The following is a 24,236-nucleotide window of genomic DNA, read 5'->3' as shown; positions in this document are numbered from 1 at the left end:
GCTGTCGCCCTGATCGGTGAGTTCGTCGAGGATGTCGCGGAGCAGCGCCGCGCCGTTGACCGGGCCGAGGACGGCGGGGGTCTCGCGGATGGCCACCGCAGATCCGCCGAAGGGTTCGATCACCAGCCCGACCTCGGCCAGCGCGGGGGCGGCGTCGAGGAGGCGGCTGGCGTCTGCCGGTGAGAGATCGACGATTTCCGGGATCAAGAGGGCCTGGGCGCGGATGCCGGTCTCGGCCAGCTGGCGTTTCAGCCGTTCATAGACCAGACGCTCATGCGCGGCGTGTTGGTCGACGATGACGATGCCGGTCGCGGTCTGGGCGACGATGTAGTTTTCATGGAGCTGCGCGCGGGCGGCGCCCAGGGGATGCTCGTCGTGCGGCTGCGCCTTCTCCTCGCTGGGCGGCGCGAAGGCGGGGGCTTGCGGGGCCTCGGCGAAACCGGGTGCCTGGAAGGCGAAGGCGCGGGCGAGCGCCGGCTGGCTGGGCCGGTCCATCTGGTAGATGCGCGGCTCAGGCCGGAAGGCGTCAAGCGTGGCCGCGCCCACTGTGGACGACGCGCGGTGGCCGGCGCCGGCAAGGGCCGATTTCAGCGCGGTGATGATGAGGGACCGCGCGGCGTCGGGTTCTCGGAAGCGGACCTCGGCCTTGGCGGGGTGGACGTTAACGTCCACGCGCTGCGGGTCGGCGATCAGGTTCAGCACCGCCGCCGGGTGCCGATCCCGCGACAGCACGTCGAAATAGGCGGCCCTGAGGGCACCGAACAGCATCCGGTCCAGCACCGGGCGGCCGTTCACGAACAGGTATTGCTGCGCCGAGGACCCGCGCGAATAGGTCGGCAGCGCGGCATAGCCTTGCAGCCGCAGCCCCTCGCGTTCGGCATCGATCCGCAGCGCGTTGTCGATGAAGTCGCGGCCGATCACCGTGGCAAGGCGGGATCCCAGCGCATCGAACAGGTCCCCGTTCGCCGGGTCGGCACGGAATAGGACGCGGCTGTCGCCCCCCGTCACGTCGCGGAGCGTGAAGCCCACCTGCGGCTCGGCCATGGCCAGGCGGCGGATCACCTCGGTCACCGCCTGCATCTCGGCCCGGTCCGAGCGCAGGAATTTCAGCCGCGCCGGGGTGGCGAAGAAGAGGTCGCGCAGTTCGACCACCGTGCCGCGGGTCAGCGCGGCGGGACGGACCGGCGACATCCGGCTCCCCTCGCAGGTGATCTGCGCCGCTTCGCCCTCGGCGCGCGAGGTGATCGTCAGCCGTCCCACGGCGCCCAGGCTGGGCAGCGCCTCGCCCCGGAAGCCGAAGCTGCGGATGTCGAGGAGGTCCGACCCGTCGATCTTCGACGTGGCATGGCGCGACAGCGCGAGCGGCAGGTCCTCGGCCGTCATGCCGCAGCCGTCGTCCGTCACCCGGATCAGCGTCTTGCCGCCATCGGCGATCTCGACCGTGATCCGGCTGGCGCCCGCGTCCAGCGCGTTCTCGACCAGTTCCTTAACGGCCGAGGCCGGGCGTTCCACCACCTCGCCCGCCGCGATGCGGTTGATCGCGGCCTCGTCCAGTTGCCGGATCACCGGACGGCCCTGGGCGCCCGTTATCTTGGGGGTGTGAAGCGTCATGCCGCTATCTGTAGCAGCCCCCTGCGAGTCGGGAAAGAACGAAACGGGACTTTGGGCTCGTTCGTCCGCTAGTTGGGACGCCGTTCCTGGATTGCTTGCCGGGACAGCCCGCCGCTGTCGGCCAGCACCTGGGCAGCAAGCACCACCTCGACCCTGTTCCGGACGTTCAGCTTCTGGATCAGGATGGTCATGTAGTGCTTGACCGTCTTTTCGCTGATGTTCAGGGCATCGGCGATCTCGCGGTTGGTTCCACCGCGCAAGAGCAGGCGCAGCACCTCTTCTTCGCGCGGGCTGAACCTGACTCGGGGCACCTTCTGCGTCTCCTGTGCGCGGCGCAGCGCCGTCACCACGCGCGAGGCGAAGGCCGGGGCGATGTAGGTCTCGCCCTGGTTGACACGGCGGATCGCATCGCCCAGTTCGTCCAGCGTCGCCCCTTTGAGCAGATAACCCAGCGCTCCTGCCTCAAGAGCCGCGATGGCCGTGTCCACCGAGTCCGAGGCGGTGAAGGCCAGAAATCGGGTCGGCAGGTTCATCGAAGTCGCCCGTGCGATGGCGGCAAGAACATTGCCGGGCATGTTGATGTCCACGACCATCACGTTAGGCCGCATGTTCATTGCGACGTCCAGCACGTCGTCGGCCGTCCGGCCGGTGGCGATCACAGTCATGTCGTGACCGGCAGCGAACAACTGACAGATGCCCGTCAGAAGCACCGGGTGATCGTCCAGAAAGGCTATCGAAATCTTGTTCATCCAAATCACCACCAGAACATGAAAGCGGCAATCTGACGGCGAAGCAAATGGAAATTCGAAGTGCCGCACTCCAGCCCGCCTTGCATGAACAGTCTTGCGAAATCATGCAGCTTTGTTGCGACTTCAGGGGGTGGAAAACGGCACCGGCCGGCTGCCTTGGACTATGACAGGGGCAGTGAGACCTGAAGGACGGCAGCGGGTCCGATCTCTCGCAGGACGACAGTTCCCCCGAAGCTCTCCAGCCGCCGGCGCATCGCCTGCAATCCCAGCTGGCTGGTCGGCCCTTTGCCCGGCTTCGCCATGTGGGCGCGGTGGCGGCTGATGAGTGTCACACTCAGCGCGTTGCCGCGATTGTGCACATCCAGCCGGATCCTGCTGCCGTCTCCGTGACGGGCGGCGTTGGTCAGGCCTTCCTGGATAACCCGGTATAGGCAGATGCGACGGGGAAGGTCGACCTGAAGGGTCATGGGAGGGCAGCGGACCCGCAGCGGAGCCGACGACAGGGCACGGAACCGATCGACAGCCAGCGCAACGACGCCGTTCACGTCCAGCGGTTCGATTTCGGGCAGGATGAGGCCGGCCGATAGCTCGCGCAACTGACCCATGGCCTGCCGGATGAGTGCGGCCTGGGACGGTCCGGCTTCAGGAGGTCCGGCCTGCACATCCTGCGTCATGAGCGCTGCGAGACTGAGTACCTGCACCGGGCCATCGTGCAGTTCGGCGCCGACAAGGTTCAGCGTTTCCTCGTTCGCGCGGTTGGCGTTCAGGCGCGCCTGGTCGGCCTCTTGCCGCAGCCTGGCGTTTTGCAGGCCCAGCCGCCTTTCGGAGTCCAGATGGTGACGAAGCCGCTCGCTTTCGCGGGCGCTTGTGGCCAGCATGAACAGGACGGCCAGTGTCGCCAGCCCGGTTGCCAGCATGACCGTGCGCTCGAAACTGCGGATATCTTCCATGACGGTCGTCGCATCCAGGTAGAGCTCACCCACCGCGATGATCTGGTTGTCGCCAGGACTGCGGATCGGCAGGTATATCTCCAGATAAGGCGATGGCAGCGGGGCGCCGTCGTCGGTGGTCGTCCGCTCCTCGATCAGCGCCACCTCCTTTCCCGTCATGGCGAGGCGCAACTCGGTGTCGTCGTGTCGCGTCATGTCGGCCGAAGGCAGGCTGGTGAAAAGCAGGCTGCCGTCCATGCCCCAGATGTGCATGGCGATGCGCTGTTTCGGACGCAGGCCGGGGTCGACCAGCCTTGCGATCTCTTGCGTCCGTTCCGGATCCGGCGGTTCGCCCCGCGTCAGGTCGAGTGCGAAGGGGGCAAGGAAGCGGTTGACGTAGATGTCGGCCAGGTGGCTGTAAGAGACAAGCTGGGTCGCGCGAAAACGCTGGATGATGTGGTAGCCGAGGCCGATCATCAAGCATATTGTGATGACCGTCAGCACCACCGGCAGCGGGCGAAACCGGACATACGGGATGTTGAACGGCGACCAGTGGCGCTGCACAGGTGATTCGGCCTCTGATTCCCCTTGCGTGTTCTTCATGCAAATCCGGTCCCGAAGGCGATATCGCAGAAGTAGAACAGGTCGAATCGTTAAATCACGCTGTGTCGTGACCGGCCAAACCGGCGGTTCGGGAATTCCTGCAAATGGTTACCCGATCACGGACCCTGCGTCCATTCCGCTGATTGCGGCCTTGGTCGGATGGGCGCATCGGACCTTGGTCCGAAATCCTGATCCGACATTGGTATCGAAATGCGAGCGGACCTTCGCCGGTAGGTTCGCTGCCACAGTCATGCCATAATTGAGGGTAGCCGGACCGATCTGCCCTGCTGTCGCCAGAGCGGCGCGCATGGCAACTGCGAGAATCCGACAAGTTATTGGAACAATGTGAAAATCCCCGGACCGCGCGTCCAGGGGCCAGAGGAGTGCTTGCCATGGCCGTCAAACTGAACCTCGCCGACCTGTCCTTCATCCTGCGTCAGATCAAGATCAGCGAAGCGCATGCCGCGGGCACGGCGCTGACCAGCGTCTGGGTGGATGCGAATGGCAACGTGGTGCCGGCCGGAACGCCGGGGGCGGTGCCCGCGATTTCGGACCCGCATGTGCCCTATGGCCTGCGCACGGTGGATGGCACGCTGAACAACGTTGTCGAGGGGCGCGAGACCTGGGGCGCGGCGGATCAGCCGATGCCGCGGCTTCTGGACCCCAACTGGCGGGTCGAGACGGATGGCGACGTCATGCCGCTCGGCCCTCCGGGCGGGCCGCTGGTGACGAACGGCAACTATGGGGTGGTGGGGGCGCCGACTTCCCCCATGGTCAACGGCGGGCACAGCGGCAACGTGGCCGATGCCGATCCGCGGATCATCTCGAACCTGGTCATCGATCAGTCGGTGTCGAACCCGGCGGCGGTGGCGGCCTGGTTCGCCAATGTGATTGCGGTCGCGAACTGGGAAGCGGCCAATCCCGGCCTGGTTCCGGTGCGCCCCGGCGATCCGCGCGCCGGTGACGGGACGCATGTCGCCATCACCAACGAGGATCTGGCCAGCCTGCCCAACATCTCGCCCGACGAAGGGCTGACCGCGCCCTTCAACGCCTGGATGACCTTCTTCGGCCAGTTCTTCGACCACGGGCTGGACCTGATCGGCAAAGGCGGGAACGGCACGGTCTACATCCCGCTGCAACCCGACGATCCGCTGGTGCTGGGCGCCGACGGGATCGCAGGCACTGCCGACGATCTTCTGCCCCAGTTGCGCTTCATGGCGCTGACCCGCGCCACGCCGACCGCCGGGCCGGGGCCGGACGGGATCATGGACACCGCCGACGACACCAATCACGAGGGCAACAACTCCACGACTCCCTTCGTGGACCAGAACCAGACCTATACCTCGCATGCCTCGCACCAGGTCTTCCTGCGGGAATACGAGCTTGACAGCAACGGCCGACCGGTGGCGACCGGGCACCTGCTGGATGGTGCGAACGGCGGCCTGGCCACCTGGGGCGACATCAAGGCCCAGGCGCGCGACCTTCTGGGGATCGAGCTGTCGGACGGCGACGTGCTGAACATCCCGCTTCTGCGCACCGACCCCTATGGCGCCTTCATCCGGGGGCCGAACGGCCTGCCGCAGATCGTGACCGGGGTCGGACCGGACGGCATTCCCAACACGGCTGACGACATCGTGGTCGAGGGCAACCTGTCCGCGCCGGTCAACACCTTCTCGGTCGGTGCGATCCGCATCGGCCATGCCTTCCTGGACGACATCGCCCATGCCGCGAACCCCTTCGACGGCCGGACCGGCACGCTGAAGACGGCCGACGATGACGACGCCCTCGGCCTGTCCGACAGCACCAGCACCGACGGCCGCTACGACAACGAGCTTCTCGACCGGCATTTCATCACCGGCGACGGCCGCGGCAACGAGAACATCGGCCTGACCGCCGTGCACCATGTGTTCCATTCCGAACACAACCGCCAGGTCGAGGCGCACAAGCTGGCGGTCCTGCTGGGCGGCGATCCGGCCTTCGTCAATGAATGGCTCGACGCGCCGGTGGATGCCGGGGGGCTGGCGGCCTTCATCGCGGGCTACAACAGCGTGACCGACAAGGCCGCCTATCTGGCCGGATCGAGCTTCTTTCAAGATCTGGACTGGAACGGCGAGCGGCTCTTCCAGTCGGCCCGTTTCGCCACCGAGATGCAGTATCAGCACCTGGTATTCGAGGAGTTCGCCCGCAAGATCCATCCGAACGTCGAACCCTTTGTGTTCAACGCGGTGACCGACATCAACCCGGCGATCTTCGCCGAGTTCGCCAATGTCGTCTATCGCTTCGGCCATTCGATGCTGACCGACTCGATGCCGCGCGTCTTTGCGGATGGCAGCATGGACGACATGGGGCTGATCGACGCCTTCCTCAACCCGGTAGCCTATGACAATGACGGCGCAATCAGCGCCGACGAGGCCGCCGCCGCCGTGATCCGCGGCATGACCACGGAACACGGCAATGCCATCGACGAATTCGTCGTCGGCTCTCTGCGCAACAACCTTGTCGGGCTGCCGCTGGACCTGGCCGCGCTGAACATCGCGCGCGGCCGCGACACCGGCATGCCGACCTTCAACGAGACTCGGGCGCAGCTGTTCACGCAGACGGGCTCGCCGTGGCTGAGGCCCTACGAAAGCTGGTTCGACCTGGCCATGAACCTCAAGACCACGATGACCGTGGTCAACCTGATCGCCGCCTACGGCCTGCATCCGACCATCACCGCCGCCGAAACGCTGGAAGAAAAGCGTCAGGCAGCGCTTGACCTGGTTCTGGGCGGCGGTGCGGTATCGACGGCCGAGCGGATGGATTTCCTGCACGGCCGCGGCGCATGGAACGCGCAGAACAGCGGTCTGAACGATATCGACCTCTGGGTCGGCGGGCTGGCAGAACGGATCATGCCCTTCGGCGGGATGCTGGGATCGACCTTCACCGCGATCTTCGAGGCCCAGCTCGAGATGCTGCAATTCGGTGACCGGTTCTACTATCTCAGCCGGGTGCAGGGGCAGAACTTCCTGAACGAGCTGGAGCAGAACTCCTTCGCCAAGATCCTTCTGGCCAACACGGCCCTTTCCGAACCCGGCCCGGACGGGATTCGCGGCACGGCCGACGACATCGTGCGCCGCCACATCGGTGCCGACAGCTTTGCCCGCTATGACCATGTGCTTGAGGTCGACCGCGCCTATCAGATGGAAGATGACCCGGAGGCCGACGATCCGATCCTCGCGGGTTTCGGCTTTACCAAGGTGATGCGCGACAACCCGGCGACGCCGGGACCGGACACCAACTACCTGCGCTTCACCGGCGGTGAGCATGTGGTGATCGGCGGCACCTCGGGCAACGACACGATCATCAGCTCGGACGGCGACGACGCGATCTGGGGCGATGCGGGCGACGACTTCATCAGCGCGGGCTTCGGCGTCGATCTGGTCAACGCCGGCGGCGGCAACGACATCGTGCTGGACGAAGGCGACGAGGCCGACTTCCTGAAGGGCGAGGATGGCGATGACGTCATGGCCACGTCGGGCGGTCTCGACATCCTGATGGGCGGCAACGGCAAGGACGTGATCTTCCTCGGCGCCGACAGTTCCGAAGTCTTCGGCGGCCAGGGCGACGACTTCATCATGGGCGGCCAGGGCCACGACTTCCTGATGGGGAACGAGGGCGACGACTGGATCGAGGGCGGCCCCGGCTTCGACGTGATCTCGGGCGACAATACCGAGCTGTTCTTCAACAGCCGGATCATCGGGCATGACGTGATGTTCGCGGGGTCGGACGAACAGGACTTCGACGCCGAATCCGGCGACGACATCATGGTCCAGGGCGAAAGCGTGATCCGCAACGAAGGCATGTTCGGTTTCGACTGGGCGACCTACCAGGGCGTCGCGGTCGCGGCGAATGCCGACATGCGCATCCGCATTTTCACCACCGACGAACAGGACATCCTGCGCAACCGCTTTGACAAGGTCGAGGCGCTGTCGGGCTGGAACCTGAACGATACGCTGACCGGCGACGACCGCGTTGCTCTGGACGCGCTGGGCGAGGTGCCGGATGGCACCGAGGGCTTCTTCTTCAACGACGGTCTGGACCAGGCCGGGATCGACCGGATCACCGGGTTGCAGGATCTGGTGTCGATCGGCGCCGGCCGGACCCATTGGGAAGAGGGCAACATCCTTCTTGGAGGCGGCGGGTCGGATCTCATCACCGGCAACGGCGGCAACGACATCATCGACGGCGACCGCTGGCTGAACGTGCGCATCCGCATCACCGGCGCGCCTGGGCAGGAGAATAGCGCCGCCAACCAGATCGCCACGGTGACCACGCTGAAGCATGTCTTCACCGCGACCGATGGTGTCGATGCCTCGTGGGTCGGCAAGAGCCTGTTCGAGCTTCTGGTCGCGCGCACCATCGTGCCGGGCCAGATGCACATTGTCCGCGAGATCCTGGACGGCAACCGGCCGGGAGACCGGGATGTCGCAGTGTTCAATGACGATTTCGCCAACTACACGATCACTTATCTGCCGGGCAATATCGTGCAGGTCGCGCATACGGGGTTCGGCAACAATCCGGACGTGCTGACCGACGACGGCACGGATACCCTGCACAACATCGAGATGATGCGCTTCCGCGACCGCGACGTGCCGGTGAACCTGGCACCCACCGGCCAACCGGCAATCAGCGACACGACCCCGACCGAAGGTCAGCCGCTGACCGTGGATCTGTCCGGCATCGCCGATGGGAACGGCATTCCCGGCCCGATCGCGGTGCAATGGCAATCCTCGGCGGACGGTGTGACCTGGACTGACATTCCCGGCGCGACCGGCAGCAGCTTCACGCCGCAGGATCTTGCCGGGCCGACCCCCGGCGCTCAGGCCGGGCTGATGCTGCGTGCTCGTGCAAGTTTCACCGACGGGATTGGCGCAAGCGAGGTGGTGTTCTCGGCGCCAACCGCGCCGGTCGGCCAGAACTGGCAGGCAAATACGGTCACGCTCGCCTTCAGCGGAACGGCGGGGGACGACGTGGCCAACGGCAATGGGTTCGCCAACCTGCTGCAAGGCAACGATGGCAGCGATGTGCTGAATGGTCTTGGCGGCCTCGACACGCTGGACGGCGGTGCCGGCGACGACCTGCTAGACGGAGGCGGAGGCGCCGACCAGCTGAACGGCGGGCTCGGCAACGATACGCTGCTTGGCGGGGCCGCAGCCGACCTTCTGGATGGCGGCGATGGCAACGATCTGCTCAACGGGGGCGCCGGTGCCGACACCTTGGCCGGCGGGGCCGGTGACGATCTGATCCAGGTGGCCGATTTCGGACTTGCCGCCGGCGCCCGCGACCGGATCAACGGCGGCGACGGCATGGACACGGTGGATATCACCGGCACTGCGGATGCCGAGACCTTCGGCATCTTCACCCGCGCCTTCGCCATCGGGGCAGGCATCACCGGCGCCGCCGGCACCAGCCTGGATACCGAGATCATCATCACCCGGAACGGGATCATGATCGCGGAACTGGACAACATCGAGGAGATCGTCATCAACGCCCTCGATGCGACGCCCCCTGCCGCCGGGACGATCGGTGGCGACTCGATCATCGTCGGCGGCGATTTCACCACCACCAGCCTGAACCTCAGCACCATCACGGTGAACGGCTCGACCGGCGACGACTCGGTGGACATCTCCTCGCTTTCCTCGGCGCACCGGATCGTGTTCCGCGGGGCAGGCGGCAACGATGTCATGGTGGGTTCGGTCCGGCCGCAGGACGTCATCGACCTCGGCGGCGAGGGCGCGATCGAGATTGCAAACCTCGCCAATGGCATGACCCGGGTCAGCCGGGGCGATGCCAGCGTCACGTTCATGGCACCCGCAGGCATGCCGCAGATACCGGGCCTTGTCGCGGCGGACGATGACGCAGCCAACGGCAGTTTCGCTCTGAGCGACCGCGATCTCGTGGCGCTGCAAAACATCGTCCAGGGCCGCCCAGCCTTCGACAACGATGACGACAGCGAGGGCGCCGCCGGGGTTCGCAGCCTCAGCGGCGCGGGCAACAACATCGCCAACCCGAACTACGGCGCCGCCGGCGAGACCTTTATCCGGCTGACCGACGCCCGCTATGGCGACCTCGATCCAGCTACTGGCAACCGGGCAGTGAACCCGATCTTCGACGGGCTCGACCCGCGGACGATCTCGAACATCCTCGGGGCTCAGGAACCCGGGCTGGCCCCCAGTGCCCTGAATGCCAACATCCTGTTCATGGCCTTCGGTCAGTACTTCGACCACGGGCTCGACTTCATTCCGAAAAGCCCGGCCTTCGGCACCATCGCCATCGGCGGCCCGGGAATGGAGCACGGCCCGTTCTCGGACAATCCGGCCGACCTGACGCGGGCCGTCGTGAATCACATCGATGCCAACGGCATCCCGCAGCACGTCAACATGACCTCGCCCTTCGTGGACCAGAATCAGGCCTATGGCAGCCATGAGCTGGTCGGCCAGTTCCTGCGCGAAAGCGACGGCGCCCGCGGCTTCGGGATGCGCCTGCTGCAAGGCGAGGCCGATCCCTCGGATCCCGGCTTCACCCTGCTGCCCACGCTGCGCGACCTGATCCTGCATCACTGGCAGGCCGACACGGTGTTCCGCGATCCCGGCCTGCCGGGCGGCGCGGTGGCTTTCCGCACCGCCTATGCCGGGCTGGTCGATGCCAGCGGGGCGATCGATGCCGCGATGGTGCGGGAGCTTGCGGGCAACTTCCTCGGCTCGGGCCAGCCGCTGCTGCTGGACGCGAACCCCTTCATCAGCCTGCTGGACCACCGCGTGGCGGGCGACGGCCGGGCGAACGAGAACTTCGCCCTGACCGCCGTCCACACCATCTGGGCGCGCAACCACAACTTCCATGTGGACAACCTGATCGCCCAGGGCTTTGCCGGCACCGCGGAAGAGGTGTTCCAGGCCGCCAAGATGCTGAACGAAAGCGATTATCAGCGCGTGGTGTTCCAGGAATTCGCCGACAAGCTGCTCGGTGGCCTTCGCGCCAGCGACGGCACCTTCTCGAACCATGGCTGGGACGGCTACAACCCCGACGTGGATGCCCGGATCAGCCATGAATTCGCCGCGGCGGTCTATCGCGTCGGCCATTCGCTGATCGGCCAGACGATCCAGGTGATCGGCCCGGATGGCCAGCCGATGCAGGTGCCGCTGTTCGACGCCTTCCTGAACCCGACCAACGATCCGGCCGCCTTCACCGGCGCGCTGCCTCCGGGCTATGTGCCGCAGCCGGGCTATGCCCAGCATGGCGTGGCCTCGATCCTGGCCGGAACCGCGACCCAGGTTGCCGAGGAGGTTGACTTCAACATCGTCGATGCGGTCCGCAATGACCTGGTGCGCATCAACGCCGACCTCTTCGCCTTCAACGTGGCGCGGGGCTGGGACGTGGGCCTTGGCACGCTGAACCAGATCCGCGCCAGCCTGGCGGCCTCGCGCGATCCCTACATCGCCCAGGCGGTCGGCTTCGCCGGCGACCTCTCGCCCTACGCCAGCTGGGAGGATTTCCAGGCCCGCAACGGGTTGAGCGATGCGGTCATCGCCCAGTTCCGCGCCGCCTATCCCGATCTGGTCCTGTCCACACCCGAGGCAGTTGCGGCTTTCGTCGCGGTCAACCCGGATATCGAGTTGGTGGACGGGCCGAATGGCGAGAAGATCGTCAAGGGCATCGACCGGGTGGATCTGTGGGTCGGCGGCCTGGCCGAGGCTCACATCAACGGCGGCATGGTCGGGCAGACCTTCTGGGTCGTGCTGCACGAACAGTTCGACCGTCTGCAGGAAGGCGACCGGTTCTACTACATCGACCGGTTCGAGAACTTCGACTTCTACCAGAGCTTCGGCGAGGATACGACCTTCGCCAACATCATCGCCCGCAACACGAGCCTGACCGGGCTGGACAGCACGATCTTCGACGCGATCAACGACGAAGCGGACGAGGATGACGGCGCAGATCAGGACGACGATCACGACGACGATGGTGCCGGCGCCGGCGACACCGGCGGCAATCCAGGCGGTGGCGAAACCGGCGGCGGCAACGCGGACGACGAGACTGGGTCGGGCGATGATGCCGATGCCGACACGGTATCGGACGACGATGCTCCCGGCGACGATGCTTCGGGCGATGGAGATCCGCCGGACGGCGATGGCGATCAGGACGAAGATGACGGCTCCGCAGGCGGCTCGGACGACGAGGGCGAGCAGGACGACGATCCGGCCGGCGATTCGGACGATGAGGAGGACGAGGATGACGGGCCGGTAACGGTGCCGCCGATCGCGGCCTCGGGTGCGATGGTCGGGACGGCGGCGGCGGACGCGCTGTTCGGCACCGCCGCGGCCGAGAACATGCTGGGCATGGCCGGGCGCGACATGATGTTCGGCGGGGCCGGAAACGACAACATGCTGGGTGGCGCCGGAGCGGACATGATGTTCGGCGAAGAGGGCGACGACCGGCTGTTCGGCGAGGAAGGCGACGACTTCCTGGAAGGCGGTGCCGGCAACGACCTGGTCGTGGGCGGCAAGGGGAACGACCTCTTCCGTGCCACGGAGGGCGACGGGAACGACGTCTACTATGGCGACGACGTGTCCGGCGGCTGCGGCGCCGACACGCTGGACATGTCGGCGATCCTGGCCAACATCACCGTCGATCTCGGCACCGGCCACGGTGGGCGGGGCATGGCGCAAAGCGCGGCCACCGGCACCGACGTGCTGTGGAGCATCGAGAACTTCGTCGGCGGTGCCGGGGACGATGTGATCACGGCTGGACGGGCGGCGAACGTGATGGACGGCGGGGCGGGGCGCGACACCTATCGCTTCCTCAGCGCCCAGGACGCCGATGGCGACACCATCGCCAGCTTCGAGCCCGGCGACCGGATCGACCTTTCTGCCATCGACGCCAACGGCGCCGCGGCGGGCAAGGGCAGCTTCGTCCTGGTCTCGGGTGCCTTCACCGGGGTCGGTCAGCTTGCGGTCCGGCACGGATCGGACTGCGAGGGCGACTTCACCCTGGTGGAGGGCAACACCTCGGGCGACGAGGGGGCGGAGTTCTCGATCCGGCTGCGCGGTAATCATAACCTGAGCACCGACGACTTCCAGCTTTAGGCCGTCAGGCCGCCCGCCCCCGGAGCCATCGCGGCTTCCGGGGGCGGGGTCGGTCGGGCTCCATCCATTTTCAGGACGTGAGGGCAGAGAATGTCGGGTCGCAATCGCAAGACCAGAGGCGCCGCAAGCGAGGCCGTGGGTCGGATCCGGGGACTGGTGCTGTTCCTGGCGTTCCTGTCGGCGATCATCAGCATCCTGGCGCTGACGGGATCCTTCTACATGTTGCAGGTCTATGACCGGGCGCTGGTCAGCGGATCGGTCCCGACGCTGGTGGCGATCTCGCTGCTGGCCATCGGGCTGTATCTCTTCCAGGGCCTGTTCGACATCCTGCGGTCGCAGATCCTGATCCGCATCGGGGCGCGGCTCGACCGCAGGCTGGCCCCGGTCGCGCATCGGGTGGCCATCGACATGCCCCGGCTGGGCTATTCCACCGCCGAGGCGCTGGAGCGGGGCCGCGATGTCGATACGGTGCGCGGCTTCTTCGCCTCGCAGGGGCCGGCGGCGATCTTCGACCTGCCCTGGATGCCGCTGTTCCTGGTCTTCGTCTATGTCCTGCACCCGACCCTTGGGGCGCTGACGCTGGCGGGGGCGGTGGTGCTGACGCTGATCGCCATCCTTGCCGAACTGCGCACCCGGAAATGGAGCCAGGCCACCGTCGCCGCCACGATCCAGCGCAACGCCATCGCCGATTCCAACGCGCGAAACGCCGAAGTGCTGAAGGCCATGGGCTTCGCCGACCGCGCCATTGGGCGCTTCTCCGCCGCGAACGAGACCCATCTCGAGATCCAGACCCGCACCAGCGACATCTCTGGCACCTATGGCGCGGTGTCGCGGGTGCTGCGGATGCTGCTGCAATCGGCCGTCCTCGGGATGGCGGCCTATCTGACCATGCTCGGGGAGCTTTCGGCCGGGGCGATCATCGCCGCCACCATCGCCGCCTCGCGCGCCATGGCGCCGATCGACCTGGCCATCGGCAACTGGAAGCAGATCGTTGCCGCCCGCGCCGCCTGGAAGCGTGTGACCGAGACGCTCGAGGTGCTGGACCGCCAGCCGTCGCCGATGCGGCTGCCACCCCCGGTCCGGTCGCTGAAGGTCGAGGGTATCACCGTCGCCGCCCCCGGCAACGGACGGGTGCTTCTGTCCGATGTCTCGTTCGAGGCGACGGCAGGCCAGGTCATCGGCGTCATCGGGCCGAGCGGCGGCGGCAAATCCACGCTGGCCCGTGCGCTGACCGGGGTCTGGCCGGTGCTGCGCGGCGCTGTGCGGATGGACGATGCCGAACTGTCGCAATGGAGCGACGCCGATCGCGGCCTGTCGGTCGGCTATCTGCCGCAGGACGTGGCGCTGCTGGATGCGACCGTAGAGGAGAACATCGCCCGGCTCGACCCCGAGGCCAACCCGGCGCTTGTGGTCGAGGCCGCCCGGGCCGCCGCGGTACACGAGATGATCGTGCGGCTGCCGGACGGCTATCGCACCCATCTCGGCCCGATGGGCACGGCCCTGTCCGGCGGCCAGCGTCAGCGCCTGGGCCTGGCGCGGGCGCTTTACGGCAATCCCTTCGTCGTCGTGCTGGACGAGCCGAACGCCAATCTCGACCCGGAAGGCGAGGCGGCGCTGACCGCCGCGATCGAAGGTGTCCGGCAGCGCGGCGGCATCGTGGTAGTGATCGCGCACCGTCCCTCGGTGCTGCAATCCTGCGACCTGGTAGCGGTGATCCAGCGCGGCAAGTTGCAGGCCTTCGGACCGCGCGACCAGATCATGAATCCGCGTCCGGCCTCGGCCGCCGCGGCGCCGGCTGCCCCGACCGCGGCGCCGGCTGCGGCCCGGACGGCCGCCGAGCCTTCCGCTTCACCGGCGAATCCGGCCCCCGCACCCGCGAACGCCGCGAAGCGCCGGCCACGGAAGACGGATCCGATGAAGCCGGTCAACCTGATCAAGCCGCTCAAGGCGGTGAAGCCGGCCATCATCGCCGGAGGCAAGGGAGTGGGGGCATCATGATCGAGGTCAAGGGAACCCGCACGGCGCAACCTGCGCAGGATCCTACTGATCCGCTCGGCCTGCGCAAGCCGCTGGAACCTGGCCATGGCGCGGTGACAGGTGTTCTGGCCGGACTCCTGGGCCTCGCGGTCTATCTCCGATCGTTCCTCTGGGCCGAGCCGGCCCGGGCCGCCGGTGCCGACGAGGACGCGAGGCCCGCGAATCCCGGCAATGACGCGGGCCCCGGGCCATCTGTGTCGCGCACCCGGCTTGCCGTTGCTTCCAGCCAGACCGGGGAGGTGGACAGGAAGCCTGCCGCCGACCACGAGCAAGACGGCGCGATGCCGCTGCCCGACATCCTCGGCCCCTTCGAACGGGCGATCCTGCTGCCGCAGACGCCATCGCTGGTGCCTGATGCGCTGCGTGTACTGGCGGCGAACACGCCGCTGCCGCCCTTCATCCCCCCGCGAAAGCCCCTGCCACCGGATCTGGCCGACCTGCCGCCGTCCTTCCTGTTCCCTGGGCCGGAGGCGCGCGAGCCCGAGTTGCAGGCGATGGCCCCCGCCGACCCGGCAGACGACGAACCGGGGCCGGATGATCCCGGTTCCGGCACGGACGGCGCCACAGGCGGCACCACCGGGGAAGGCGTGGGCGCCTCCGGTTCGCAGGGTGGGCCGGCGTCGGACAGTGCCCAGCGGAACCGCCCGCCACGCAACAATGGGCCGGTCTGGCTGGGGGATGTCGGCAGCGGGGCGACGCTGGCCTTTGCTCTGTCTCATCTTCTGGCCCACACCACGGACGAGGATGGCGACGCGCTGACGGTGACGCTGGAAGCTCCGGTCCATGGCACGATCGAGCTGCGCAGCGCCGGATGGCGCTATCTGGCGGACTTCGATCATCTGGGCGAGGTCGAGATCCGGTACTCGATCAGCGACGGGCTGCACCAGCTCTGGCAGTCCGCACTCCTGACCGTGGTCGAGAACCTGCGCGAGGGGACCGGGGACGACGATCTTCTGACCGGAACCGAGGGGCGCGACCGGATCCTCGGCCACGCGGGCCATGACAACATCGCCGGCTTCGGCGGGCGCGATCTGGTCTGGGGCGGCGCGGGCGACGACAACATCGCGGGTGGCGCGGGTCAGGACACGCTGTTCGGCGAGGACGGCGACGACCTCATCGCCGGCGGGGCGGGCAGCGATCTGATCTTCGGCGGGGCGGGGCATGACCGGCTCTACGGCGAAGAGGGCGACGACGAGATCCACGGCGATGAGGGCGACGACCTGCTGGATGGCGGCGCGGGCGCAGATACCATGACCGGTGGAACCGGCCACGATACTCTGTTCGGTGGGACGGAGGCCGATCTTCTGGCCGGGGGCGAGGGCAACGACCGTATCGAGGGCGGTGACGGGGACGATCTGGTCTTCGGCGACGAGGGCGACGATCTCCTGTTTGGCGATGCGGGCGCGGATCTGCTGTTCGGCGGCGCCGGCAACGACGGGCTGGATGGAGGCGAGGGCGACGACCTGCTGTCGGGCGGGGAAGGGGACGACCATCTGCTGGGGGCCGCCGGCGACGATCTGCTGGAGGGCGGCGACGGGGACGACAGCCTCTGCGGCGGCGCCGGGGCGGATACGGTGCTGGGCGGTGCGGGCGACGACATCGTGACGCTCGACCGCGACGACAGCGTGGACCGGCTGGAGGGTGGCGAGGGCATCGACGGATTGATCGCCGCCGAGGACAGCCGGGGCCTGCGGTTCGACCTGACGACGGGATCCGTCAGCGAAGGTGACGGCCCGGCGGACAGCTTCGCGGGCTTCGAGGTCTTTGTCGGCAGCCGGGAGGCTGATCTGTTCCTCGCCTCTGACGGCAATGCCACGTTGACCGGAAACGGAGGCGGCGATGTCTTTGCCTTCGTTCCGGGCGACCGGGTGGAACAGGCCAGGTTCCGCATCACCGACTTCACGGAGGCCGACCTGCTGCAGTTTTCCGGCGCAAGCGGGGGGTTCAGCATGCGCAAGGCGCAACGCGCAGTCGAAGATCAGGTCGACGATTTCTTCGAGGACTATTCCGAACGCTTCGACGCGGACGAACCGAAGCTTCGCTACTACCACGACTGGACCGAGGACTATCAGCGGACGATCGTCGAGGTCGATTTCGACCACGACCGCAGCATCGATCTGGTCCTCGCGCTGGACGGCGGGCATGTCTTCGACATGTCCTCCCAGATGACCTGAACGGAGGAAGAGCAAGATGACCGGCAAATCGACCGATGCGACGACCTCCGTGGCGGCCCGCCCCTACGACCGTTTGCGCGGCAGGATCCTGTTCGGCCTGGTCCTTGCGGCCGGTCTGCTCGGCGGTGTCGGCAGCTGGGCGGTGACGGCGCGGTTGTCGGGGGCTGTGATCGCCACCGGCACGGTCCGGGTGGACCAGAACCTGAAGGAGGTGCAGCACCGCGATGGCGGCATCGTCGCCGCGATCCTGGTGCGCGAGGGCGACGAGGTTCAGGCGGGACAGGTGCTGTTCCGGCTGGACGACGCCCAGTCGCGGGCGGAACTGTCGATCCTCCAGGCCCAGCTGGTCGAGGCCGAGGCCCGCCGCGCGCGCCTGATCGCGGAACGCGACGGCCTGCCGGAAGTCGTCTTTCCAGACCACCTTCTGACGAGGGAGGCCGCCCTGGCCGATATCCTGAACGGCGAAAGGCGGCTGCACGCGGGCCACATGGCGAACTACACCAACCAGCGCCAGCAACTGGAACTCGGCGTCGCCCAGATCGGCGAGGAGATCGCCGCGCTCCAGGCCCAGAAGATGGCGCTGATTGAAGAGCTTTCCCTCGTCGAGGCAAGCCAGGCACGCATCCGCGATCTGGACCAGAAGCGCCTGATCGAGGCCGCGAAGGTCGAGGACGTCGCCCGCGAGATCACCAAGCTGCGTGGTCGGCTGGGGGAACTGGACGCCAACATCGCACGGTCGAATTCGCGCATCAGCGAGGTGCGGATGCGCATCCTGTCGGTCGAGGAAGTGGGCCAGACCGAGGCGCAGAAGGAACTCGTCCTGGTCGAATCGCGGATCCAGGAACTGTCCGACCGGATCATGGCGGTTAGCGACCGGCTGGGGCGCACCGAGATCCGCGCTCCGATCGCGGGGCGGATCAACGAGCTGACGGTCTTCACCGTCGGCGGTGTCATCACCCCGGCCGAGGTGCTGGCCACCATCGTCCCCGAGGGCGCCGAACTGCGCATCGAGGTGCAGTTGCCGACCACGGCGATCGACCAGATCTATCTCGGCCAGCCGGCGCGGGTCCGCTTTTCCGCCTTCAACCATCGTACCACGCCCGAATTGCCGGCGACGGTCAGTTACGTCTCGCCCGCGACAGCGAAGGCAGCGCCTGACCAGCCGCCGTTCTACACCGGCCATGTCGAGCTTCTGGACGGCGAGATGGACAGCCTCGACGGGATGGAGCTGATGCCGGGGATGCCGGTCGAGGTCTATCTGACCACTCAGGAACAGACGGCCCTGTCCTACTTCGTCCGCCCCCTGGTCGATCAGTATGAGCGGGCGCTGCGCGAGGAGTGATCCCGCGGCGGGCAGGGCGGGCGATCCGCCTTGCCCGCGCCTCATCCGTCAGGCGCCGTGCTTCACCATCACATGCCGGACGACCGTGTAGTCCTCCAGTGCATAGGCCGACATGTCCTTGCCGTAGCCGGACTGCTTCAGGCCCCCGTGCGGCATCTCGTTGGTCAGCATGAAATGGGTGTTGATCCAGGTGCAGCCGTAGCGCAGCCGCGCCGCAGTTGCCATCGCGCGCCCCACGTCCTTCGTCCAGACCGACGAGGCCAACCCATAGTCGCTGTCGTTGGCCCAGGTCACGGCCTCTTCCACCTCGCTGAACGGCGTCACGCTGACCACCGGCCCGAAGACCTCGCGCCGGACGATCTCGTCGTCCTGCTTGGCCCCGGCGACGACGGTGGGCTTGTAGTAGAAGCCCTGCTCCATCGCCTCGCCGCCCGTGGTGATCTGGACGTGGTTCAACTCGCGCGCGCGGTTGACGAAGCTTGCCACCCGGTCGCGCTGGCGCTGGCTGATCAGCGGCCCGATTTCATTGGTGGCGTCGTCCTCCGCCCCCAGAACGATGGACGACGCCGCCGAGGTAAGGTCCGCGACCAGATTGTCGTAGATCTTCTTCCCGGCATAGACCCGGCAGGCTGCGGTGCAGTCCTGTCCGGCGTTGTAGAAGCTGAAGGCGCGCAGCCCCTCGACCACCTCCGAGATATCGGCGTCGTCGAACACCACCACGGGGGCCTTGCCGCCCAGTTCAAGATGGGTGCGCTTCACGGTCTTGGCGGCAGCGTCCAGCATCTTCTTGCCCGTGGCCACGTCGCCCGTCAGGGAAATCATGTCCACCTGCGGGTGGTTGATGAGGTAGCTGCCCACCGTCTGGCCCCGCCCCGCGATCACGTTGACCACGCCCTCGGGCAACACGTCGGCCAGGATCTGCGCGAGTTTCAGCGCGGTGAGAGGGGTCTGCTCGGACGGCTTGAACACCACCGTATTCCCGCCGCCGATGGCCGGGCCCAGCTTCCAGGCCATCATCATCAGCGGATAGTTCCAGGGCGCGATGGAGGCGATCACCCCCACCGGATCGCGTCGGATCATGCTGGTGTGGCCCGACAGATATTCCCCCGCCACCGTCCCGGTCATGCAGCGCACCGCACCCGCGAAATAGCGGAAGCAGTCCACGATGGCCGGGATCTCGTCGTTCCGTGCCGCGTTGATCGGCTTGCCGCAGTTCAGCGCCTCAAGCTGGGCAAAGGCATCCGCCTCGGCCTCGATCCGGTCGGCGATGGTCAGAAGCGCCGCCGACCGTTCGGCGGGCGTCGTCCGCGACCAGCCCTCGAAGGCGGCGCGGGCGGCGGCGACGGCACGGTCCACCTGCGCGGTCGAGGCCTCGGGCACTTCGAGGATCAGCCCGCCGGTGCGGGGGTTCAGGATCGGTTCGGGGCTTTCCTGCCCCGCCTCGAAGCTGTTGCCGATGAGGAACTTGGTCTGGATCGTCATGGGTATCTCCCTATTTGCCCATGCCGGCGGTCTCGGAGCCGCCGCGGGTGAGGTAGTAGGCGATGAGGATCGGCACGAAGGTGGCGGCAAAGACCACGATGGCGACGACATTGGTGACGGGGCGCTGGCGCGGGCGCACCAGCTCGTTCAGCATCCAGATCGGCAGGGTGGATTGCTGGCCCGCGGTGAAGGTGGTGACGATGACCTCGTCGAACGACAGCGCGAAGGCCAGCATCCCCCCGGCCAGCAACGCCGAGCCGAGGTTCGGGAGCAGCACATAGCGGAAGGTCTGGAAGGCATTGGCGCCAAGGTCGGCGCTGGCCTCCATGATCCCCCCCGACAGGCGGCGCATCCGGGCCACCGCGTTGTTGTAGACGATCACGATGCAGAAGGTCGCGTGACCCAGCACGATGGTCCAGGTGGAAAACGGGATGTCCATGATCCCGAAGGCCGACCGCAGGCTCATCCCCGTGATGACGCCCGGCAGGGCGATGGGCAGGATGATGAGGAGGGAGAGCTGATCCCGCCCGAAGAACCGCGCCCGGCTCATCGCGGCGGCGGCCAGCGTGCCCAGGATCATCGCCATGACGGTGGCGATGGCCGCGACCTTCAGCGACAGGTAGAGCGGCGGCCAGATGTCGGGCCGGTCGAACCAGGCGACCGAGAACCATTTCAGCGTCAGCCCCGGCGGCGGGAACTGGTAGGTCCGTTCCTCGGTGGTGAAGGCGTAGAGGAAGATGAACAGGATCGGCAGGTGCAGGAACAGAAGGCCGCCGATCGCGGTGATCTTCAGGAGCAGGGACGGGCGGTCAGAGTGCATCGAAGGCCCCCGCCCGCTTGGCCAGCGTCAGATAGATCAGCATGATGACGATGGGCACGACGGCAAAGGCCGCGGCCAGCGGGATGTTCCCGGCCGTGCCCTGCAACTGATAGACCGCCAGCCCGATGAAGCGCGAGGAATTCCCCACGATCTGCGGGATGATGTAGTCGCCCAGGGTCAGCGAGAAGGTGAAGATCGACCCCGCGATCACCCCCGGCATGGCGAGCGGCAGGACCACCGTGCGGAAGGTCTGCCCCCGTGTGGCGCCCAGGTCGGCCGAGGCCTCCAGCATCGAGGTCGGCACCCGCTCCAGCGCGGCCTGCATCGGCAGGATCATGTAGGGCAGCCAGATATAGACGAAGACCAGGAAGGTGCCGAAGGGCGAGGTGGACAGCGACGAGCCCTCGAGGCCGGGGATCGTCAGCAGCCCGTCGATCAGGAAGCCGGTGCCCGTGCCCTCGGCCGCCCAGGTCAGCACGCCTTCCTTGGCGAGGATCAGCTTCCAGGCATAGACCTTGACCAGATAGCTCGACCACAGGGGCAGCATGACGCCCAGGTAGAAGGCGGCCTTCCAGCCACCCTTGGCGTAACGCGCGGCGAAATAGGCGACGGGGAAGGCCAGGACCGCACAGGCCAGCGTCACGGCGGCCGCCATCAGCACGGTGCGCAGGATGATGTCCAGATTCTGCGCCCGGAACAGCTCGGCATAGGTTTTTAGCGTGAACTCCTCCTTCACCACCCCCGAGAACTCGTCGATCGAGTAGAAGGACTGCAAGAGAAGCGCGAAGAGCGATCCCAGATAGACCACGCCCAGCCACAGCAGCGGCGGCAGGATCAGAAGCGCGAGCAACAGCCCCGGCCGCCGCCAGAAGGTGCCGGTCAGCCGGTCGGCCAGGCTGCGCGCGGGCAATACGGCGCTCCGGCTCATGCGCTTGCCCTTTCCCAAATACTCCGGGGGTGAGCGCCGCACGGCGCGAGGGGGCAGCGCCCCCTGCCGGCGCGGGTCCGGTCGCAAGCCATCACGCCGCCCCCATCAGGTGCAGCGCCTGGTGGTCGAAGGCGATGGCGGTGCTCGCGCCCTCGGCCGGAACCGGCTGCCCGGCGGGGACGAGCGCGGCGATCTCGGTCTCGCCCGCACGGATCACCACCCGCGTGCCCGACCCCAGATAGCGCAGCGCGGTCACCGTGCCGGTCACTGGCCCGGTGGCGGCCAGCCGCGTCGCCTCGGGCCTCAGGCTTGCCCATTGCGCGGGGCCGCCCAGGGCGCGGGTCAGCTCGGGCGGCAGCACGTTCGAGGAACCGACGAAATCCGCCACGAACCGCGTGGCGGGGCGGTCGTAGATATCCTGTGGGGTGCCGATCTGGGCGATCTTCCCCTCGTTGAACACCGCGAGGTGGTCGGCCATCGACAGGGCCTCGTGCTGGTCATGGGTGACGAAGACGAAGGTCAGCCCCAGCTTGTGCTGCAAGGCCTTCAGCTCGTCCTGCATCGCCTCGCGCAGCTTCAGGTCCAGAGCACCCAACGGCTCATCCAGCAAAAGCACGCGCGGCTCGTTCACCAGCGCCCGCGCCAGCGCCACCCGCTGGCGCTGCCCGCCCGACAGCTGCGCGGGCTTGCGGTCGCCGTAGCCGTCAAGCTTCACCAGCGCCAGCATCTCCTCGGCCTTCGCATGGCGCTGCGCACGGCCCATGCCCTTGACCATCAGCCCGTAGGCCACGTTGTCGCGCACGTTCATGTGCGGAAACAGCGCATAGTCCTGGAACACGGTGTTGACGTTGCGCAGGTGCGGCGGGACGGCCGAGACATCCTCGCCGAAGATGCGGATCGTGCCGCCCGTCGGCTTCTCGAACCCCGAGATCAGCCGCAGGCAGGTGGTCTTGCCCGAGCCGGACGGCCCGAGCATGGCGAAGAACGATCCTTCCGCGATGGTCAGGTCCACGCCATCCACGGCCTTCACCGTGCCGAAATGGCGGGACACGTTCTGGAATTCGACGGCAGCAGTCATGAGAGATCCGTAGGGTGCGCTACAGCGCACCATGTGCAGGGAAACCGTGGCGATGGGTGGGCCATGGGCCCACCCGAGCTCTGGATCAGCGCCCGCCGATCACGCCGATGTAGTCCGACACCCAGCGGTAATAGGGCACGCAGGCCCCGTCGCCCTGGGCGCAGTTCGAGACCGGCGTGGTCCAGAAGCGGATCTTCTCGAAATCCTCCATGCCGTTCGCCTTACAGCTTTCGGCGGTGGACATGCCGCGCCCGTCGGTGCAGGCGGCCGGCACGCTGGGGTTGGCGCCAAACCAGACCGCGAGGTCGGATTGCAGGTTCGAGGACAGGGTATGCTCCATCCACAGATAGGCGCAGTTCGGGTTCGCGGCGTTCACATGCATCATCGTGGTATCGGCCCAGCCCGTCGCGCCCTCCTGCGGGATCGTCGAGGCGATCGGCTGGCCTTCCGATTTCAGCAGGTTCACCTGGAACGGCCAGGAGCCCGAGGCGACCACGCCCTCGTTCTTGAAGTCGTCCATCTGGATGAAGGCGTCGTGCCAGTAGCGGCTGACGAGGTTGCGCTGCTGGCGCAGAAGGTCCAGCGCGGCCTTGTACTGGTCCTCGTTCAGCTCGTAGGGCGAGGTGATGCCAAGCTCGGGCTTGTGGAACATCAGGTACTGCGCGGCATCGGCGATGTGGATCGGGCCGTCATAGGCCTGGACCCGGCCCTTGTTCGACTTGCCGTCGGGCAGGGTCATCTCCTCGAAGACCACGTTCCACGAGGTCGGCGGCTCTTTGAACACCTCGGTGTTGTACATCAGGACGTTCGGGCCCCACATGTAGGGCACGCCGTAATGCACACCATCGACGGTGTGCCAGGGGGCGTTCTTCAGACGGTCGTCCACCGTGTTCCACGACGGGATCAGGTCCACGTTGATCGGCTGCACCCGGTCGCCGGCCACCAGCCGCAGCGACGCATCGCCCGAGGCAGTCACCAGGTCGAACCCGCCCTCGTTCATCAGCGCCACCATCTCGTCCGAGGTGTTCGCCGTCTTGACGTTGACCTTGCAGCCCGAGCTTTCCTCGAACTTGGTCACCCAGTCGAAGGCCTTGTCGGTCTCGCCGCGCTCGATGTAGCCGGGCCAGGCGACGATGTTCACCTGGCCTTCCGGCGCGCCGAGCGCGGTCACCTGGGCCACGGCCGGGGTGAGCCCGGTCAAGAGGGCAAGGGTCGTGGTTCCCATCAGTCTGAGGCTGGATGTCATGGCAGGCTCCCGTTGGTGTGTCTCTTGCATGCGCAAAGAGTCCGTTCATTCGGACTTTCAAAATAAGCCTAGGTTGCCACGAAAGTTTCACAATGACAAAAAACTGAAGCCAGAT

Annotated in this window: 12 protein-coding genes; 4 read left to right on the top strand and 8 right to left on the bottom strand. The window is 67.0% G+C overall.

Features of this window, described 5'->3' with window-relative positions; all coding sequences use genetic code 11:
- The 3 genes from mutL to ACK4IU_RS11655 all read right to left on the bottom strand — a co-directional run.
- Positions 1–1,611 (bottom strand): DNA mismatch repair endonuclease MutL (gene mutL, locus ACK4IU_RS11665; RefSeq protein ID WP_409735192.1); only part of this gene is annotated, 1,611 nt, incomplete at its 3' end.
- A 68-nt stretch (positions 1,612–1,679) separates the two neighbouring features.
- The gene (locus ACK4IU_RS11660; RefSeq protein WP_409735189.1) at positions 1,680–2,360 is read right to left on the bottom strand and encodes a LuxR C-terminal-related transcriptional regulator; all 681 of its coding nucleotides are present in this window, start codon (positions 2,358–2,360) and stop codon (positions 1,680–1,682) included.
- Between the two features lie 161 nt (positions 2,361–2,521).
- Positions 2,522–3,892, bottom strand: coding sequence for a sensor histidine kinase (locus ACK4IU_RS11655; RefSeq protein ID WP_409735186.1), 1,371 nt, complete (start codon positions 3,890–3,892; stop codon positions 2,522–2,524).
- 392 nt (positions 3,893–4,284) lie between these two features.
- On the opposite strand from ACK4IU_RS11655, the gene ACK4IU_RS11650 reads away from it, so the two are divergent.
- From ACK4IU_RS11650 to ACK4IU_RS11635, 4 genes are all read left to right on the top strand, one after another.
- On the top strand, positions 4,285–13,014 hold the full coding sequence (locus ACK4IU_RS11650; RefSeq protein WP_409735184.1) for a peroxidase family protein: 8,730 nt from the start codon (positions 4,285–4,287) through the stop codon (positions 13,012–13,014).
- Between the two features lie 135 nt (positions 13,015–13,149).
- Positions 13,150–15,012 (top strand): type I secretion system permease/ATPase, encoded by a 1,863-nt coding sequence (locus ACK4IU_RS11645; protein WP_409735181.1) that lies wholly within the window; start codon positions 13,150–13,152, stop codon positions 15,010–15,012.
- Positions 15,009–17,225 carry an Ig-like domain-containing protein gene (locus ACK4IU_RS11640; protein ID WP_409735178.1) on the top strand — a complete coding sequence of 739 codons (2,217 nt, stop codon included), beginning with the start codon at positions 15,009–15,011 and terminating at the stop codon, positions 17,223–17,225. Before ACK4IU_RS11645 ends, ACK4IU_RS11640 begins: the two co-directional genes overlap by 4 nt.
- 16 nt (positions 17,226–17,241) lie before the next feature.
- A complete protein-coding gene (locus ACK4IU_RS11635) occupies positions 17,242–18,567 on the top strand; it encodes an HlyD family type I secretion periplasmic adaptor subunit (protein WP_409735175.1) in 1,326 nt (441 codons plus the stop codon).
- Between the two features lie 48 nt (positions 18,568–18,615).
- Here ACK4IU_RS11635 and ACK4IU_RS11630 read toward each other — a convergent pair whose 3' ends face one another.
- The 5 genes from ACK4IU_RS11630 to ACK4IU_RS11610 all read right to left on the bottom strand — a co-directional run bounded on the left by ACK4IU_RS11630 (position 18,616) and on the right by ACK4IU_RS11610 (position 24,100).
- Positions 18,616–20,043 carry a gamma-aminobutyraldehyde dehydrogenase gene (locus ACK4IU_RS11630; RefSeq protein WP_409735195.1) on the bottom strand — a complete coding sequence of 476 codons (1,428 nt, stop codon included), beginning with the start codon at positions 20,041–20,043 and terminating at the stop codon, positions 18,616–18,618.
- A gap of 16 nt (positions 20,044–20,059) precedes the next feature.
- Entirely contained in the window at positions 20,060–20,869 is an 810-nt protein-coding gene (locus tag ACK4IU_RS11625; protein ID WP_409735172.1) for an ABC transporter permease, read from the bottom strand.
- On the bottom strand, positions 20,859–21,797 hold the full coding sequence (locus ACK4IU_RS11620) for an ABC transporter permease (RefSeq protein ID WP_409735169.1): 939 nt from the start codon (positions 21,795–21,797) through the stop codon (positions 20,859–20,861). Before ACK4IU_RS11620 ends, ACK4IU_RS11625 begins: the two co-directional genes overlap by 11 nt.
- Before the next feature lie 91 nt (positions 21,798–21,888).
- Positions 21,889–22,875: an ABC transporter ATP-binding protein gene (locus tag ACK4IU_RS11615; protein WP_409735166.1), complete on the bottom strand. Its 987-nt coding sequence runs from the start codon at positions 22,873–22,875 to the stop codon at positions 21,889–21,891.
- 85 nt (positions 22,876–22,960) lie between these two features.
- Positions 22,961–24,100: an ABC transporter substrate-binding protein gene (locus ACK4IU_RS11610; RefSeq protein WP_409735163.1), complete on the bottom strand. Its 1,140-nt coding sequence runs from the start codon at positions 24,098–24,100 to the stop codon at positions 22,961–22,963.
- Between the last annotated feature and the right edge of the window lie 136 nt (positions 24,101–24,236).

It is taken from the genome of Tabrizicola flagellatus (genome assembly GCF_046295235.1).
Taxonomy (GTDB): Bacteria; Pseudomonadota; Alphaproteobacteria; order Rhodobacterales; family Rhodobacteraceae; genus Tabrizicola; species Tabrizicola flagellata_A.
This window is presented reverse-complemented; position numbering and strand designations above follow the sequence as displayed.